This is a genomic window from Neorhizobium sp. PAMB6716 (assembly GCF_058242805.1).
In genome coordinates this window covers 2,501-20,355 of sequence record NZ_CM177835.1, presented here as the reverse complement: position 1 = coordinate 20,355, position 17,855 = coordinate 2,501, and the positions used below count along the sequence as shown (strand labels likewise).

12 protein-coding genes, 1 tRNA gene, 2 rRNA genes and 1 pseudogene are annotated in these 17,855 nt (G+C 58.5%); 1 reads left to right on the top strand and 15 read right to left on the bottom strand.

The genetic code is table 11. The features are described from left to right. Positions 1 to 2 precede the first annotated feature (2 nt). From AC4CWH_RS00095 to AC4CWH_RS00045, 11 genes are all read right to left on the bottom strand, one after another. Positions 3 to 1,190: a vWA domain-containing protein gene (locus AC4CWH_RS00095; protein WP_491319875.1), complete on the bottom strand. Its 1,188-nt coding sequence runs from the start codon at positions 1,188 to 1,190 to the stop codon at positions 3 to 5. Position 1,191: 1 nt separating this feature from the next. Continuing rightward, on the bottom strand, positions 1,192 to 2,073 hold the full coding sequence (locus AC4CWH_RS00090) for an AAA family ATPase (RefSeq protein WP_491319874.1): 882 nt from the start codon (positions 2,071 to 2,073) through the stop codon (positions 1,192 to 1,194). Between the two features lie 14 nt (positions 2,074 to 2,087). Beyond that, positions 2,088 to 4,517: an aerobic carbon-monoxide dehydrogenase large subunit gene (locus tag AC4CWH_RS00085; protein ID WP_491319873.1), complete on the bottom strand. Its 2,430-nt coding sequence runs from the start codon at positions 4,515 to 4,517 to the stop codon at positions 2,088 to 2,090. Beyond that, positions 4,514 to 5,014, bottom strand: coding sequence for a (2Fe-2S)-binding protein (locus AC4CWH_RS00080; RefSeq protein ID WP_491283591.1), 501 nt, complete (start codon positions 5,012 to 5,014; stop codon positions 4,514 to 4,516). The genes AC4CWH_RS00085 and AC4CWH_RS00080 overlap by 4 nt, the downstream gene beginning before the upstream one ends. Before the next feature lie 10 nt (positions 5,015 to 5,024). Continuing rightward, on the bottom strand, positions 5,025 to 5,891 hold the full coding sequence (locus tag AC4CWH_RS00075) for an FAD binding domain-containing protein (RefSeq protein WP_491319872.1): 867 nt from the start codon (positions 5,889 to 5,891) through the stop codon (positions 5,025 to 5,027). 173 nt (positions 5,892 to 6,064) lie between these two features. Beyond that, positions 6,065 to 7,333, bottom strand: coding sequence for an MHYT domain-containing protein (locus AC4CWH_RS00070; protein WP_491319871.1), 1,269 nt, complete (start codon positions 7,331 to 7,333; stop codon positions 6,065 to 6,067). 554 nt (positions 7,334 to 7,887) lie between these two features. After that, complete coding sequence (locus AC4CWH_RS00065) at positions 7,888 to 8,382, bottom strand: GNAT family N-acetyltransferase (protein ID WP_491319870.1); 495 nt, start codon at positions 8,380 to 8,382, stop codon at positions 7,888 to 7,890. 20 nt (positions 8,383 to 8,402) lie between these two features. Further along, a complete protein-coding gene (locus AC4CWH_RS00060; RefSeq protein ID WP_491319869.1) occupies positions 8,403 to 9,281 on the bottom strand; it encodes a carbohydrate ABC transporter permease in 879 nt (292 codons plus the stop codon). A 3-nt stretch (positions 9,282 to 9,284) separates the two neighbouring features. After that, on the bottom strand, positions 9,285 to 10,175 hold the full coding sequence (locus tag AC4CWH_RS00055; RefSeq protein ID WP_491319868.1) for a carbohydrate ABC transporter permease: 891 nt from the start codon (positions 10,173 to 10,175) through the stop codon (positions 9,285 to 9,287). Then, positions 10,172 to 11,281 carry an ABC transporter ATP-binding protein gene (locus tag AC4CWH_RS00050; RefSeq protein ID WP_491319867.1) on the bottom strand — a complete coding sequence of 370 codons (1,110 nt, stop codon included), beginning with the start codon at positions 11,279 to 11,281 and terminating at the stop codon, positions 10,172 to 10,174. Before AC4CWH_RS00050 ends, AC4CWH_RS00055 begins: the two co-directional genes overlap by 4 nt. A 106-nt stretch (positions 11,282 to 11,387) precedes the next feature. Next, the gene (locus AC4CWH_RS00045) at positions 11,388 to 12,644 is read right to left on the bottom strand and encodes an ABC transporter substrate-binding protein (protein WP_491319866.1); all 1,257 of its coding nucleotides are present in this window, start codon (positions 12,642 to 12,644) and stop codon (positions 11,388 to 11,390) included. A gap of 157 nt (positions 12,645 to 12,801) precedes the next feature. Here AC4CWH_RS00045 and AC4CWH_RS00040 point away from each other — a divergent pair, with 157 nt between their 5' ends. Continuing rightward, complete coding sequence (locus AC4CWH_RS00040) at positions 12,802 to 13,599, top strand: GntR family transcriptional regulator (RefSeq protein WP_491283583.1); 798 nt, start codon at positions 12,802 to 12,804, stop codon at positions 13,597 to 13,599. A 104-nt stretch (positions 13,600 to 13,703) separates the two neighbouring features. Here the strand turns inward: AC4CWH_RS00040 and AC4CWH_RS00035 are convergent. The 4 genes and pseudogenes from AC4CWH_RS00035 to AC4CWH_RS00020 form a co-directional block, all read right to left on the bottom strand. Next, positions 13,704 to 13,880: pseudogene (locus tag AC4CWH_RS00035) on the bottom strand (integrase core domain-containing protein); the annotation flags it as partial. A gap of 256 nt (positions 13,881 to 14,136) precedes the next feature. Beyond that, a tRNA-Met gene (locus tag AC4CWH_RS00030) sits at positions 14,137 to 14,213 on the bottom strand. Positions 14,214 to 14,440: 227 nt separating this feature from the next. Continuing rightward, positions 14,441 to 14,555, bottom strand: a 5S ribosomal RNA gene (rrf, locus tag AC4CWH_RS00025). A gap of 238 nt (positions 14,556 to 14,793) precedes the next feature. After that, positions 14,794 to 17,676, bottom strand: a 23S ribosomal RNA gene (locus AC4CWH_RS00020). Positions 17,677 to 17,855: the final 179 nt, after the last annotated feature.

Genomic DNA, 17,855 nt, shown 5'->3' with positions numbered 1-17,855 from the left:
GCTCAGATCCTCGCCAGATAGGGTTCGAGCGCCTTCAGGCTCTCAAGGTTATGCGCCGGGGCGAAGAGATCGATAAAAGGAAGCGCTGCCTTCATGCCTGCCGCCTCCGGGGCATAATCCTGCCAGCCGATCATCGGATTCAGCCATGCAATCCGCCGGCACCGCCTGCGCAGCGCCCGCATCTCCTCGCCCAGTCGTTCTGCTGGTCCCGTGTCATAACCGTCCGACACGATCATCACGCAGGTTCGCGAATGGATGCAGCGTTTCGCATGCCATTTATTGAAGGTTGCAAGGCTGTCGCCGATGCGGGTTCCGCCGCCCGTGCCCTGCCCCATCAGCGCCATGCGCTGAACGGCGCGCTCGGGATCGCGTTCCTTGAGCGCCGGCGAAATATGAACCAGACGTGTGTGGAAGAGAAAGGCCTCCGCCTCCCGAAATGCGTCGAGCACGCCATGCATGAAGCGCAGGAACACCGCCGAATAAAGGCTCATCGAGCCGGAACCATCGAGGAGCACGACCAGGCGCAACGGCTTTTCCCGGCGCTTTCGGAACACCAGCTGCATCGGCGTGCCACCATTTCCAATGCTCTTGTGGATCGTGCGTCTGAGATCGAGCCGCTGGCCTTGGCGCCGTGCCCGCATGCGCCGCGTGATGCGCGCACGCATCGAAAGCGCCAGGCGCTCTGCCAAGTGATGCGCCTCGGCGAGATCGTCCGGATGCGTCAGGTGCCGGAAATCGGTCTTCCCCATGAATTCGGCGCGGGATGCTCCCTCGCGCCGGCTTGCACCCGCCTCGACCACGTTTTCCCCCTCACCGCGCTGCACATGATCGGCGTTGTCCTGGAGGCCCTCTCCGCGCGCGGCGGATGTCGCAGCCTGCACCCCGTCCGGAGCCTTTTGCGGCGCGCCCGACATCCGCGTGGCCGATTTCATCCCCCGCTTCAGCCAGAAGGCATCGAAAATCTCGTCGAACTTCGTCCAGTCCGAATGCCGGCTGCAAAACAGCGATCGGAGTGCCGGACGAAGCCGCGACGGACGGCTTGCGCTGTCCCCGCTCATCACCGTCAGCGCGTCACGATATTCTGCAAAACCGACGATGAAGCCATTGTCGCGCAGCGTGGCGGCAAAGCCAGCAAGCTTTGTGCGCATCAATTCGCCCAGGTCAGGCTCGGCCTTTCTCAGCGCGCTCATGTCACGCCACCTTTCCGAGCAGCCGCTCGGTGACCTGACGCGTCATGCGCGCCTTGTCCTCCGCCGTCTTGATCAGGCACATCAGCGTGTCGTGTACCGCTTCGGGCTCATCGTGCAGGTGCCGGATATCCAGGCCGGCAAGCGTTGCTGCCCAATCGAGCGTTTCGGCAACACCCGGCGTCTTGCGCAGATCTTCCTTGCGGATGAGGCCGACCATGCCGGCGATCTGCAGCGCCAGCGCCGCATCGATGCCAGGCAGTCGTGACAGGATGATCCGCGCTTCGCGATCGACATCGGGAAAATCGACATAATGATACAGGCACCGCCGCCTGAGCGCGTCGGACAATTCACGGGTGCCATTGCTTGTCAGGATAACCCGCGGAATGGTCGTCGCTGTGATCGTCCCGAGTTCCGGTATCGACACCTGGAAATCCGACAGAAGCTCCAAGAGAAAGGCCTCGAACTCCTCATCAGCCCGATCGACCTCGTCGATCAGGAGAACCGGTGCCTTTGCCTGCCGTATGGCGGACAGAAGCGGCCTTTCCAGCAGATATTTCTGCGAGAATATATGCTCCTCGACGGCATCGGCATCCGATCCCTCGCGCGCCTTGATGGCCAGCAACTGTCGCTGGTAATTCCATTCATAGAGGGCCGAACTCTGGTCCAGCCCTTCATAACATTGCAGCCGGATCAGCTTGGTCTCGTGTGCGAGCGCCAAGGCGCGCGCAACCTCCGTCTTGCCGACACCTGCCTCGCCTTCCAAAAGCAGCGGTCGTGACAGGCTGTCCATCAGCCATAACGCAGTCGAGAGGTCGCGGTCGGGTACATACCCGACCGCGGCCATCTGCGTGGCAATTCTCTCGTGTGGAAGTTTCACTGCCATCGACCGATCCAGCCTTATCCGTGCAAGCCGAGACGTTCGCCGACCTTCCACAGCCGCCAGGCATCGTGGGGCATCTGGATATGACCGGCATCGAGGAAGGCATAGGCGTCGTTGACCGCATTCGAGAAACACGGCACGCCGCCGACATGCGGGCTTTCACCGACGCCCTTGGCACCGATCGGATGGTGCGGCGATGGCGTCACCGTAAAGTCCGTTTCCCACTTCGGCGTCTCGACGGCGGTTGGCAGGAAGAAATCCATGAAGGACGCCCCCATGACATTGCCCATCTCGTCGTAACGGATCTCCTGGCCCATGGCACAGGCGAAGGCTTCCGTCAGCCCTCCATGCACCTGCCCCTCGATAATCATCGGATTGATGCGCGTGCCGCAATCGTCCAACGCGTAGAAGCGCCGCGTCTTGGCAACGCCCGTATCGACATCGATATCCATGATGCAGAAATAGGCGCCAAAGGGGTAGGTCATGTTCGGTGGCTCATAATAGTTGACCGCCTCCAGACCCGGCTCGAGGTTCGGCGGCGGGGCGTTGTAGGCCGACCAGGCGATCTCCTTCATCGTCTTGAACTTCTCCGGCAGGCCCTTGACGCGGAAGCGGTCGATATCCCATTCCAGGTCGCCCTCATGCACTTCCAGCATATGGGCGGCGATCATCTGTGCCTTGGCCTTGATCTTGCGGGCGGCGACAGCAGTTGCAGCGCCGGCGACCGGCGTCGAACGGGAGCCATAGGTACCGAGACCATAGGGTGCGGTATCGGTATTGCCCTCCTCGATCATGATGTCATCGGCGGGAATGCCGAGTTCCGTGGCGATGATCTGCGCATAGGTTGTTTCGTGCCCCTGCCCCTGGCTTTTGGTGCCCATCCGGGCAATGACGGAGCCGGTCGGATGGATGCGGATTTCGGCGCTGTCAAACATTGCAATGCCGAGAATGTCGCAATTCTTGGCCGGTCCGGCACCGACGATTTCGGTGAAGAACGAAATACCGATGCCCATGATCTCGCGTGTTTCGCCACGCTTGAAAGCCTCGCGCTTTTTTGCCTGCTCGGCACGCAGAGCCGTATAGCCGATGGCGTCCATCGCCTTCTTCATGGCGGTGTGATAATCGCCGCTGTCATATTCCCAGCCGAGCGCCGAGTGATAGGGAAACTGCTCGGCCTTGATGAAGTTCTTGATCCGCAGTTCGGCCGCATCCATGCCGAGTTTCTGTGCCAGAACTTCGATGGCGCGCTCGATGGCAAACACCGCCTCCGTCACCCGGAACGAACAGCGATAGGCCACCCCGCCCGACGCCTTATTGGTGTAGACACCATCGACAGCAAGATGCGCGACCGGGATGTCATAAGAGCCCGTGCAGATATTCATGAAACCGGCGGGCCATTTGGACGGGTCGGCGCAGGCATCGAAGGCGCCGTGATCGGCCAGCACATGCACGCGCATGCCGAGGATCTTGCCCTCCTTTGTGGCTGCAAGTTCCGTGGTCATATGATAGTCGCGGGCAAAGGATGTGGTGGAGAGGTTCTCCATCCGGTCTTCCACCCATTTGACCGGCACGCCCAGAACGATCGATCCGACAACGGAGCAGACATAACCGGCATAGGCGCCAACCTTATTGCCGAATCCGCCGCCGATATCGGGCGCGATCACATGGATCTTGTGTTCCGGCAGGCCCGAAATCAGCGAGACAACCGTGCGGATGACATGCGGGGCCTGGAACGTGCCCCAGAGCGTCAGTTCGCCCTTGACCTTGTCGAACGAGGCAACCGACTGGCACGTCTCCAACGGCGACGGATGGGTGCGGTGGTCGACCAGCATTTCCTTGATCGTCACATCGGCATTGGCAAAAACGTCGTCGGTTGCCTGCTTGTCACCGATCTGCCATTCGAAGATGTGGTTGGGATGTTTGCGAGGCCCATGGGCGCCGACCATCTTGTCCTTTATGTCTTCGCGCAGGATCGGCGCATCCGGCAGCATGGCCTTGAACGGATCGACGATGCAGGGCAGCGCCTCATAAACGACATCCACGAGTTCGGTCGCATCAGACGCGATGTAGCGGTCCTCGGCAATGACGAAGGCCACTTCCTGGTTCTGGAACAGCACCTTGTGCTCGGCCAGAACTGCCTGGACGTCACCGGCAAGCGTCGGCATGTAATGCAGGCCAAGCGGTTTCAGATCAGCCGCCGTCAGGACCGCAATCACCCCCGGCAGGGCTTTGGCGCGCGATGTGTCGATGCTGACGATGCGCGCATGCGCATGGGGCGAGCGGACAAAATCGCCGAACAACATGCCCGGCAGTTTCAGGTCGTCGACATAGGAGCCCTTGCCTTGCGTGAAACGGATGTCCTCGACGCGCTTGCGCTTGCACCCCATGCCCTGCAGCTTTTCGGTCCGCTCGGCGCGATCGATGTCAATCTTGACTTGCTCGTTCATTCCGCGGCCTCCTGAAACGGTGTTCCATTGATCTTGGCCGCCGCATACTGGATGGCCTTGACGATGTTCACATAGCCGGTGCAACGACAGAGATTGCCGGCAATGCCGTAGCGAATTTCCTCTTCGGTGGGATTGGCGTTTTCCTGCAGCAGGCGATGGGCGCGCAAGATCATGCCGGGCGTACAATATCCGCACTGCAGTCCGTGCATCATGCGGAAGCCTTCCTGAAGCGCGCTGAGCGTACCGTCGGCATTGGCGACACCTTCAATCGTGGTGATGCTGGCGCCATCGGCCTGGACTGCGAAAGTCATGCAGCTCTTCACCGACATGTCGTCCATGTCGACCGTGCAGGCGCCGCAATGGCCGGTGTCGCAGCCGATATGGGCACCCGTGAGGTTTTGCTGCTCGCGCAGGAAATGGATCAGAAGAGTGCGCGGCTCGACGAGAGCCTCGACAGCCTTGCCATTGATCGTGACCTTGATATGTGACTTTGTCATTGTTTCCCCCTCAGACCGTGGCGCGGACGCGTGCCCGCTCAAGCGCGCGGCGCAGCATGATGCCGGCCATCTTCGTGCGGTATTCGGCAGGACCGCGCATGTCGGACGCTGGGTTGGTGATCGCCTCGGCCGCGGCAACTGCCGCATTGACGGTTGCGGCATCGAGCGTGCTGCCAACCAGAATGCCAGCCGCCTCGGATGCCCAGAGCGGCGTTTCCGACACATTCGTCAGGCCGATGGATGCGCTGGTGCAGGTGCCATCCGCCATGGTGATGACCACCGCCGCCGCCGCCGTTGCGTAGTCTCCCACCTTGCGCTTGAGCTTTTCATAACCGTAACCATGACCGGCCGGTGGGATTGGAATGCGGATCTCGGCGAGGATCTCACCGGGCTCCAAAGCGGTCTCATAGGCACCCACATAGAAATCCCGAGCCGGCACCTCACGGTTGCCACTGGCGCCGGTCAGTTGGTAGCTGGCTCCGAGACACTGCATCAGCGCCGGCATGTCATTGCCCGGATCACCATTGGCACAATTGCCGCCGATCGTGCCCTTGTAGCGGATTTGCGGGTCGGCGATGACGAGGGCTGTCTCGCGCAGGATTGGGACGCGGTCTGCGAGCAAGCTGCTGGTGATGACCGAATGCTGCGTTGTCATCGCCCCGACGATGACATCATTGCCCACCACTTCGATACGACGCAGTCCCTCGATTGCGGCAAGGTCGACCAGATGCTCGGGCGCTGCCAACCGTGTCTTCATCAACGGTATCAGACTGTGACCGCCGGCAAGCGGCCGCGCATCCTCGCCGAGTTGCAGCAGCAGCGCGACAGCGCTTTCGACCGTTGTCGGCCGATGGTAATCGAAGGTCCCTGGTATCATCCGTCGCTCCTCCCAAAGCTTCGTGTCGAACGACAGGGGCCATCCTCAAGGCCCAGGCGTTCTGTGCAACAGCAGGCAGTGATTGTTCCTGCCAGACAACGGCAAGGACACCAAACGCCCGGATTTGCACGAAATGCACTGGGCTGCGCACGAAATGCGAAAGGAGAGCTGACCTAACTTTCGGTGTAGGAGCCTGCGTTTTCGGATGTCTTGAAGGCAGCCAGTTCGGAGCGAAAGGCTGCAAGCTTTGACCGGCTGATAGGCACCGTGCGCCTGACGGGCGTGTCGAGTTCGGCTACACCCGAATCGCCAGCCTTCTTGATGCGGACAACGAAGGAGAGATTGACGATATAGCTGCGATGGATGCGGGGAAACAGCGCTTCAGGCAAACGTGCCGCGATGTCGGAGATGGACAAAGGACAGAAGAGGTCGTCACGACCATTAAAGATATAGGTATAATGCGCGTTGGAATGAACCGACGCGATGTCGTCAGCGGCAATGTGGAAGCGCTTGCCGTTCTTTTCGATCGGCAAAAGGAGTTCGCCCGTAGCCAAGCATTCGGGATCGGCGGGCGCTCTGTCCATGTCGGCCGCCGGCTGTATGGCGTCTAGCGTATTCGGTTGCGGGCTGTGCGGTGCGAGCGCGGCCGGTTGCGGGGTGTCAGGTTGCGGGGTTTCCGGCGCCTGGCGGACGGTGGTGCGCCAGGCGGTATCGCCATGCGCGCCCTTCGCCTCCCCGGGAATGAGCGCGAGCATGAAGACAGCGGAGATGGTACAGGCGACCACGCTGACAACGGCTGCCAGCATGTCGCCGGATATCAAGGATTTGATGTTTTCGGCCTTGGCTGCGGCCAGATGTAATGTCGTTCCTGCCATCGCCATGTAATGCATGCCCGATACAGCGCAGCCGAGCACAAGGGCACAGAGCAACAGCGGTGGCCGCCGTTCGGCGGAAAAGGCAAGCCACAGCGCAAGGCCGGACGCGGCAATCGCGATTGCGATGCTGGCCAATGCATAGACGGTATCGTGGGTGAGATGCAGGACAGAATGCACGGCAATCATGCCGACATAATGCATTGTGGTGATGCCAACGCCCATGAGCACGGCGGCGATCACCAGCATGCGCTGCGAGCGCAGGCTCGCCAGGTAAACCGCGACGCCGGTGACGAGACTGCAAATCAGGAACGAGAGGAGCGTGGGCACAACGGCGTAATCGATGGCGACGGAGGTCCTGACAGCCAGCATACCGATGAAATGCATGCTCCAGATGCCGACCGCGAGCGTGATGGCCGAGCCCGAGATCAACAGGCGGCGCCGGTTTGCAAAAGCGCCGGGGATGAGAAGCGCGAGGCTGATGCCGACATATCCGGCCTGGATTGCAACCACCACCGAAAGGACAACGAGGATCGGGCTGTAGGTGAACGATGTGGGTAGTTCCGTCATGGCGTTCTCTACAACCTTCAAAAGAGCATAGGCACCACTCCCGTGATCCCGGGTGCGGATTCATACTGCGAGATTTTGCTGTACTGGTTTCGGCGCGCCTCCCAGCGACCGCGTATGACTGTATCGACTTTCGGGAGGATTTGTCGAGCCAGATGGATCGATTGATCGAGACGATCCATACGGTTCGGAAACAACCACAGCGCTTCCGATGATGTCGCTCGATAGGTAAATTGGGCAGGCTTGATGGTTTGATTTTAAGGGGTAAAAATCGACATCTCCCTTGCGGGCGCTGACCGAAGCTTGGACGACGCAATGAGCGCGATCCAAAATTTCAGTCACAACGATCAAGACACAATGCCTTCCGACAAAGAAGCAGACGCCCACCCCTCGATTTCCTAAAACACCTCAAGCGGAGACATCGGTTAAGCGTAAAGAGCGAGTTATGCCTGAACTGGTTGCGGGGGGGCAATTTGTGTCGCAGGAAGAAGGCCGCGACATTTCTGCCCAGCTGCGCGGTCGCAGCTACGCAGGCAGCCATATGCGCGTGCTGTCGCTTAGCCGGACACCTCGGTTGGATGTGCCAGCGGCAGCATGCCGCGATAGATGCCGGGGACGGATCCTTCGATCGGAATGGCGCCAACGCTTCGGCGATAAAATTCCATCGGTCCTGCCCCTCCGATCACGCCATAGGCGTAACCCTGGGCATACATATCGAGAAGCGTTTCCAAGAGAAGCGCGTGGCCGATGCCTTGTCCGCGACCTGCCTGATCAACGCCTGTCGGGCCGAAGAAGCCTTTGGTGGTCGCCTCGTGGCAGGCAAAGCCCAGAAGCTCGTCGTTTTTGATCGCGATAAAGCAGGTGGTCGGCTGGCGCATGGTCGCAACGGTCGCTTCTGCCGCCCATCCCGCCCCGAACCGCGGCTCTATCCACGCGGTCAATGCCGGCAGTTCCGGCACCAGAACGCGCCGGATGACCACCCCTAGTTCTGCCATGCGGGCATCGAGGGCGGCGTCGCGTTTCAGTTCGTACAGTTTGACGAGCATATCCATGGATCTGTTCCTTAAAAATATCAGCCTTTGACCGCACCGGCCGTGAGGCCGGCCACGATGCGCCGCTGGAAAACGAGTACCACGGCAATCAGCGGCAAGGTTACGGTAACGGAGGCCGCCATGATCTGCCCGAAGGGGTATTCATAACGGCTGGTGCCGGCAATCAGCCCGATGGCGACTGGCACGGTGCGATTTTCATCCGTGAGCGTGAAGGTCAACGCGAACAGGAATTCGTTCCAGGCGAGAATGAAGGCAAGAATGCCGGTGCTGGCAAGCGATGGACCCATCAAGGGCAGCAGGATCTTCATCAGGATTCGGAAATGCGAGCAGCCGTCGATGATGGCGGCCTCTTCCAGCTCTCGCGGAAACTCACGGATGAAGGTGGTGAGGATCCAGGTGGTGAACGGCACGGTCGAGAGAAGATAGGTCAGGATCAGGGCGCTTGGGCGGTTGAAGAGGCCCAGCCAGTTGATCAGCTCGAAGAGGCCCGACAGGACGACGACCTGCGGAAAGATCGAGATCATCAGGACGATCATCAGCATCGCACGCCGCTGCGGAAAATCGATCCGGCCAAGGGCATACGCTGCCGAGATGCCGATGATGAGGGACAGCAAAGTGGTGGAAACCGCGACATAGGCCGAGTTGACCAGCGAGCCCATGAAGATGGGATTGTCGATCAGCTGCCGGTAATAGGTGAAATCAAGCGCCGGCAATAGCGCCGAACGATAAAGTGCGGCGCCTTGTTTGGTGGAGGACACGAAGGCCCAGTAATAGGGGAAGAGCGTATAGATGAGCACGAGCAGCAGCGCAAAAATCTGCAGGCCGCGCACGACCTGGCGTTTCAGCCGGTAATAGGAAGCGGGCTTGCGGGGCGTTCGTTGGGCGATTGTGTTTTGCATGGATCAGGTCCCCGCCGCCTTGTCGAGGCGCAAGACCCCGATGATGATGATTGCAACGAAAGCGACAAGCAAGAAGACCCAGGTCGATGCAGCAGAGCCGACGCCGAGTTCCTGAAAACTGATCAGCCGGTCGCGCGCATAGATCGACACGGTCATGACGTTCTCGTTGCTGGCTGCCAGCACATAGGCCAGATCGAACATGCGCAGGGCGTCGAGAACCCGAAACAGCACGGCAACCCCGATGGCCGGTCGCAGCATGGGCAGCGTGATCGACCAGAAGCGTTTCCACGCCGGGATGCCATCCACGTCGGCGGCTTCAAATATTTCAGGCGAAATCAGCTGCAGCCCGGCAAGGATCAGCAGCACCATGAACGGTGTCGTCATCCAGACATCGACGAAGATCACGACGCCCATGATCAGCGAGCTGCTGGCAGTCCAGGCAATGCCGTGGTCGACGAGGCCGAGGCCGGTGAGCACCTTGTTGATGACGCCGAACTGGTCGTTGAGCATCCATTCCCACATCTTCGTGGCAACCACAACGGGAATGGCCCAGGGCACCAGAATGGCAGCCCGCGCGAGCCCGCGGCCGGGAATGGCCGAGTTGAGCAGCAGCGCGATCGCCAGCCCAAGCACCGTCTCGATTGCAACCGAAATCGCGGCGAAAATCAGCGTATTCTTGACGGCAATCCACCAGCTGCGATCCTGCAGGATCTCGATGAAATTATCGAAGCCGACCATGGAATATACCGAGGGCTCGTCGAGATAGGCGTCGGTGAAGGAGAAGAAGAAGGTGCGGGCGAGCGGCCAGACGGCAACCAGCAGGATGACGGCGATGACGGGAAGGAGAAAAAGCCAGGCGGCCCTGTGGTCGCGGCGTGCAAGTCTGGCGCTCATGGCAGAGGGGCCTCCTCCGCCAATTTCTGCAGGCCGGCGAGTGGAATACGCCGGCCGTCGCCTGCAAAGGCAAAAACGGCCGCATCGGCAAAATCCAGCCCCACAGGTTTCCCGATTCTGTCCGGCGAAGGCGCCTCCGGCAACCGGATCACCCAGACGGTATCGTCGCTGATGCGGCAATAACCGAAATGCTCATGCCCGAGATCCTCGACACGCTCGAGGACGCAGACCATCCGGCCATCACCTTCTGCAACCAGACGCAAGCCTTCCGGGCGAATGCCGATTTCGGTAATGGGATTTTCAAGATCACTGCTTGCCAATGCCAGCGAGAGATTACCGGCGCCAACAATCCGGCCGTCACTCGCTTGCGACGATACGCCCATGAAATTCATGCGCGGACTGCCGATGAAGCCTGCCACGAAACGGTTGTCCGGCGCGTGATAGAGCTGCTGCGGGGTTCCGACCTGCTCAATGCGACCGTGGTTGAGCACGACGATGCGGTCTGCCAGCGTCATGGCTTCCGACTGGTCATGCGTCACATAGATCATCGTCGTCTTCAAGTCGTTGTGAAGCCTTGCAATTTCCAGCCGCATCTCCATGCGCAGGTCCGAATCGAGGTTGGACAACGGCTCGTCGAAGAGAAAAATTTCCGGCTGGCGCACCAGCGCCCTGCCGATGGCGACACGCTGCCGCTGGCCGCCGGACAATTCCCGTGGCCGGCGATCCATGAGGTGATCGACCTTCAGCATGCGCGCTACGCTCAAAACCTTCTGGCTGACGGCCTCTTTCGCCATGCCGAGCGTTTCCAGTGCAAAGCCGATATTGCGGGCAACGCTCATATGCGGATAGAGCGCATAGGATTGAAAGACGAAGGCAACGCCGCGGCGCGAGGCCGGAACGTCGGTCACGTCGTCTCCGCCGATTGCAACAACGCCGTCAGTGGGCGCGACAAGGCCCGCCACGATACGCAGAAGTGTCGATTTTCCGCATCCCGAAGGGCCTACAAAAACCACGAACTCACCGTCGTCGATCTGCAGTTCGACACCTTGAATAACCGCGTGGGTGCCGAAACTTTTCGACACGGAGTGAAGGGAAACCGATGCCATTTTTCACCTGGGCTCGTCAAAACAGAAGGCGCGCGCCATGATCAGGGCGGCGACACAGAGGGCGAGAGCCGGTCCTTCAAGACCGCCTCTCGCATTCAAGCCAGGTTCAGCGGCTTTCCTTCAGTTTTTCCAGACGCGCTGCCAAGGTCTTCAGCCCCGATTTCACATCGCCGTTTCCTGACAACATGTCGTGGACGGTCCGATAGAAGGCCTGCGACACGCGGTTATAGCTGGTGCCGGTATAGCCGGAGGGACGCACGGCGCTATCGGCAAAGGCCTGCTGGTTATCCTTGAGGAAGGGGATGGTCGCCAGCACTTCGGGGTCGCTGTAGAGCGCCGGGATCGACGGATTGACGGCATCCTTCAGGGCGCGCTTCTTCTGCATGTCTGGGCCGGTGATGAAGTTGACGAAATCAGCGGCAACGCCCGGCTTGGCGCTATATTTGGAAACACCGTAATACATCGGGCCGAGGCAACCGCTGGATTTCTGGCCGGCACTGCCGACCGGCAGCGGCATTACGCCAACCTTGTCGATGACAGCGCTGCCTTCCTTGTGAGACGTGCCCCAGACATAGGGCCAGTTGCGGTGGAACACGGCATTGCCGGATTCAAACACGGCGCGCGAGGCTTCCTCGTCGTAGTTCAGCGTTCCCTCCGGGCTGATCGACCCGATCCAGCCTTTGGCCTTTTCGATGGCTTCGGCCGCCTTCGGATTGTCGATCGTCACCTTGCCGTCGTCGGAAATGATCGTGCCGCCGCCGTTCGATGCAATCAGTTCGATGGCATCGCAGGTCAGGCCTTCGTAGCTCTTGGCCTGCCAGGCGTAGCCCCACATCTCGCTTTTGCCGGCAGCACGTTCCTTGTCCTGGATTTCCTTGGCCGTTGCGGCCAGCTCATCCCATGTCTTGGGCTGCGGCTTGCCGTATTTCTCCAGAAGATCCTTGCGGTAGAACATCAGCCCGACGTCCATATAGGCCGGCATTGCCACCAGATGTCCGTCAAGCTTTGCGGCAGCAAGGGTGGAGGCAAAGTGTTTGTCCTGATCGGCTTGCGGGATCGTCGTCTTCAGGTCGAGCAGACCGTTCTTGAACATGCCGAGCCAGATGACATCGAGAAACAGCACGTCGATGTCGGTCGATTTTGCCGCCAGCAGCTGCTGATAAATCGGGATCGCGTCATCCAGAAGGGCGGGCATCTTGTTGATCTTTGCTTCGTTGCCCGTCTTTTCCTTCCAGGCATCGGCGACGCTTGTGCAAAGTTCGAACTCCGTCGGCGCGCAGAACACGGAAATCGTCTCGGCATGCGAGGTTCCGCTCCAGAGAGCTGCGGACAGCGCCAGGGCGGCAAGGCTCTTCTTAAACATGAATAGTTCCCTTGATTGTGATAGATCTGACATCTTCGGAACTCTCCGGTTCCCTGCGATAATAGGACTGGTTATGACCAGTCATGTCAACATAGGATGCGGAGGATTTTCGCGAGAGAATGCTGGGCGGACGTAAGGCCAAGGGGGAAAGCCGGATTTGAAGACGCGTGGGGCTGACGATGTATTGGTTTCAACACAGGGTGCGGTTGATCGTGGCGATCCACGCCCGCTGCACAAGCAGGTTTATGAGGCGTTGCTGGCGGCAATCAGCGATGGCAGGCTGCCCTTGCGGGGCAAGCTCCCTTCAGAGCGGGAACTCGTGGATCTTTACGCCGTCAGCCGCATCACCATACGCCATGCGATCCGCGAACTGATCCAGCAGGGTGTGGTGCATAGCCAGCCGGGCAAAGGGCTTTATGTCACGGAGCGTGGTGGAAGCTTTGAGCTGCAGGTTCTCAAAAGCTTTACCAGCATTGCGCTGGCCAATGGCAGAAATCCCGGCCACCAGTTGATCGAAGCCAGCCTTGTGCGCGCGCCTCTGGAGGTCAGTCGCCCCCTGTTTCTCGGGCCGGGTGCGGAAGTGGTGGTTTTGTCGCGCCTGCGACTGCTCGACAACATTCCGGCGGTCATCCAGACGGACTGGATCCCCGCCGCGCGGGTGCCTGGACTGCTGGACCTCGACTGGGGTGTTGCCAACCGCTCACTTTATGAGGAACTGCGCCAACGCTATCAGATCTTCCCTAAGCGAGGGCAAACGACGCTCAGCGCCCGGCTGGCAAGCGACAATGAGGCCCGCCTCCTACAGCTATCGCCCCCTGCCGCCGTGCTCACCGTCGATCAGATCGCCTTCGATGACCGGAACCGGCCGGTCAACATGACGGCGCTGGCGCATCATCCTCTGCGCTATCCCCTGACACTGCTGCAATCGGAAACCGGTGATTTCACCCAGTATTGACAAGGGCCTCGGTTGCGACGCGGGGGGTGGAGCAGCAGACCCGTTGCATGGTAATCCCCCCATTTTAACGGGCTCGATCGTAGAATTCACGCGGCCATTTTCAGTTACTGTGCCGGCGTTATGGCACCGATGCCCATATCGGGGCGTTCATTGTTGTAGGTCCAGAGCCACTGCGTGGCGAACTCCTGTGCCTCCTCGATACTTTCGATGATGCTCTGATCGAGCCATTCATGCCGGACCGTTCGGTTGTAGCGCTCGACATAGGCATTCTGTTGCGGCTTATGAGACATGCCCGCGCAGATGTCTCATTATACCCGCCTAGTCATCGCCTGGTAGTTCCGGGGCGACATCACGAGTCCCTCCGTCGAAGGTGGCAATCGACACGCTGGAGCGAGGTCCGGCATTTGCCCTGTCACCTGCTGCCTACTGTGGGCGCGGTCACCACCTGCTACCCTAAAACGTCTTGCGCCGCCGACGACGTAGGCCAGAAACGCAAAAATCCCGCAGCGTCTTGTGCTACGGGATTTGTGGAATATTTGGTTGCGGGGGCAGGATTTGAACCTGCGGCCTTCAGGTTATGAGCCTGACGAGCTACCGGGCTGCTCCACCCCGCGCCAAGAGCGTGCACTGATAGTTGCGACGCTTTAGAGACTTACAGCAAAAAGGCCGCTTTGAGCGACCCTTTTGTTATCGGCTGGGCCGTTAGTGTTTGTGACGAGAAGATTGGCGGATTTGCAAAGTTCAAACCGCGAGGTATTTGCGAGTGCAAAACCTGGGTATTTGCTTTCGCAAAACCCGACGGATTTGCAAGTGCAAACCGTGACAACATTGCCTTTAGCAGACCTGGCAGCGACCTACTCTCCCGCGTCTTGAGACGAAGTACCATTGGCGCAGGGGCGTTTCACGGCCGTGTTCGGAATGGGAACGGGTGCAGCCGCCCCGCCATGACCACCAGGTCAGCTAAGGGCAATGTGTTGAGAAGCTGGTAACTAGGGCTTAGCCAATAGGCAGTAGCCAATAGTTTTTTTTGAACACGTCTTTTTTCTTTCATGCGGCCGTATGAGCAGGTCACCCATACAGGCCTTTGGCCGTCGCCAATCGTTTGGCGCGCCGTCTGCAGCGTAGCATCCGAAGGATGCGACAGCGTGAAGACTGAAAGAGATGGCTCATCTTCGATGAGCATTATCAATGAGAACGATCAAGCCAATCGAGCTATTAGTAACGGTAAGCTTCATGCATTACTGCACGTCCACACCCGTCCTATCAACGTGGTCGTCTTCCACGGCTCTGATAGGGAATACTCGTTTTCAGGTGGGTTTCCCGCTTAGATGCCTTCAGCGGTTATCCCTTCCATATATAGCTACCCTGCTATGCCCTTGGCAGGACAACAGGTCCACCAGAGATATGTCCATCCCGGTCCTCTCGTACTAGGGACAGATCCTGTCAATATTCCTACACCCACGGCAGATAGGGACCGAACTGTCTCACGACGTTCTGAACCCAGCTCACGTACCGCTTTAATTGGCGAACAGCCAAACCCTTGGGACCTGCTCCAGCCCCAGGATGCGATGAGCCGACATCGAGGTGCCAAACAACCCCGTCGATATGGACTCTTGGGGGTCATCAGCCTGTTATCCCCGGCGTACCTTTTATCCGTTGAGCGATGGCCCTTCCACACGGGACCACCGGATCACTATGACCGACTTTCGTCTCTGCTCGACTTGTCAGTCTCGCAGTCAGGCGGGCTTATGCCATTGCACTCGACGACCGATTTCCGACCGGTCTGAGCCCACCATCGCGCGCCTCCGTTACTCTTTCGGAGGCGACCGCCCCAGTCAAACTACCCACCATACACTGTCCCGGATCCGGATGACGGACCGCGGTTAGACATCCATGACGATAAGGGTGGTATTTCAAGGATGGCTCCACGAGAACTGGCGTCCCCGCTTCAAAGCCTACCACCTATCCTACACATGCCGACACGAATGCCAGTGTAAAGCTATAGTAAAGGTGCACGGGGTCTTTCCGTCTGACCGCAGGAACCCCGCATCTTCACGGGGAATTCAATTTCACTGAGTCTATGTTGGAGACAGCGGGGAAGTCGTTACGCCATTCGTGCAGGTCGGAACTTACCCGACAAGGAATTTCGCTACCTTAGGACCGTTATAGTTACGGCCGCCGTTTACTGGGGCTTCGATTCAAAGCTTGCACCTCTCCTCTTAACCTTCCAGCACCGGGCAGGCGTCAGACCCTATACGTCGTCTTGCGACTTCGCAGAGCCCTGTGTTTTTGATAAACAGTCGCTACCCCCTGGTCTGTGCCACCCTGACATACTTGCGTACAGCAGGGTCACGCTTCTTCCGAAGTTACGCGTGCAATTTGCCGAGTTCCTTCAACATAGTTCTCTCAAGCGCCTTGGTATACTCTACCTGACCACCTGTGTCGGTTTCGGGTACGGTCTATAATGATGGAGCTATTTCCTGGAACCGCTTCCTCGCCCATCCAATCCAATAAGAATGAACAAGTTACGCAATCCGTCACTACCACCAGGCCCACGAATATTAACGTGGTTCCCATCGACTACGCATTTCTGCCTCGCCTTAGGGGCCGGCTAACCCTGCTCAGATTAACTTTAAGCAGGAACCCTTGGTCTTTCGGCGAGGGGGTCTCTCACCCCCTTTATCGTTACTCATGTCAACATTCGCACTTCCGATACCTCCAGAGGCCCTCACGGGTCCTCCTTCGCAGGCTTACGGAACGCTCCGCTACCACGTGCAGTAAACTGCACATCCTCAGCTTCGGTGCATGGCTTTAGCCCCGTTACATTTTCGGCGCAAAGACCCTTATTTAGACCAGTGAGCTGTTACGCTTTCTTTAAATGATGGCTGCTTCTAAGCCAACATCCTGGTTGTTTTGGGATCCTCACATCCTTTCCCACTTAGCCATGACTTGGGGACCTTAGCTGGAGGTCAGGGTTGTTGCCCTCTTCACGACGGACGTTAGCACCCGCCGTGTGTCTGCCGATTAGTACTCCCGGGTATTCGGAGTTTGGTTAGGATCAGTAAGACGGTGAGTCCCCATAGCCCATCCAGTGCTCTACCCCCCGGGGTATTCGATCGACGCACTACCTAAATAGTTTTCGCGGAGAACCAGCTATTTCCGAGTTTGATTGGCCTTTCACCCCTAGCCACAAGTCATCCCAATCTATTGCAACAGATGCGGGTTCGGCCCTCCAGTTGGTGTTACCCAACCTTCAGCCTGCTCATGGCTAGATCACTCGGTTTCGGGTCTAATGCATCTAACTGAACGCGCTATTAACACTCGCTTTCGCTGCGCCTACACCTACCGGCTTAAGCTTGCTAGATACACTAAGTCGTTGACCCATTATACAAAAGGTACGCAGTCAGGCTTTCGCCCTCCTACTGTTTGTAGGCATCCGGTTTCAGGTTCTATTTCACTCCCCTTGTCGGGGTGCTTTTCACCTTTCCCTCACGGTACTTGTTCGCTATCGGTCATGCACGAGTACTTAGGCTTGGAGAGTGGTCTCCCCATGTTCAGACAGGATTTCTCGTGTCCCGCCCTACTCTAGGACAATGCGTATTTTACGTGTACGGGGCTATCACCCGCTACGGCCGAACTTTCCAGATCGTTCCACTTTAGCTCACATTGCCACTGGCCTGGTCCGCGTTCGCTCGCCACTACTTACGGAGTCTCGGTTGATGTCCTTTCCTGCAGGTACTTAGATGTTTCAGTTCCCTGCGTTCGCTTCTAACCCCTATGTATTCAGAGTTAGATACCTTATCACAATGCTTGGAAACCTGGAGCGTCTTCGACGCAGGCAATAGCCAATAGGCAGTAGCCAATAGGATCTAAACCCTACTGCCTATTGCCTAATTCCTACTGCCTTGTGCGCCATCGGCGCACCAGATTTCCCAAGCATTTAAGGTGGGTTGCCCCATTCGGAGATCCATGGATCAAAGCTCATTCGCAGCTCCCCACGGCTTTTCGCAGCGTATCACGTCCTTCTTCGCCTGTGCATGCCAAGGCATCCACCAAATGCCCTTACGACACTTAATCGTTCTCATTGCCAATGCTCATCCATATGGAAAGCCAATAGCCAATAGGCATTAGCCAATAGGATCTAAACCCCACTGCCTACTGCCCAATTCCTACTGCCTCACCAAACCCAGTTACCTTTTACAACCGGGCTATTTCAGATGCCATCGACGTGTTCGACAAGTCTGCTTTATTGGAGC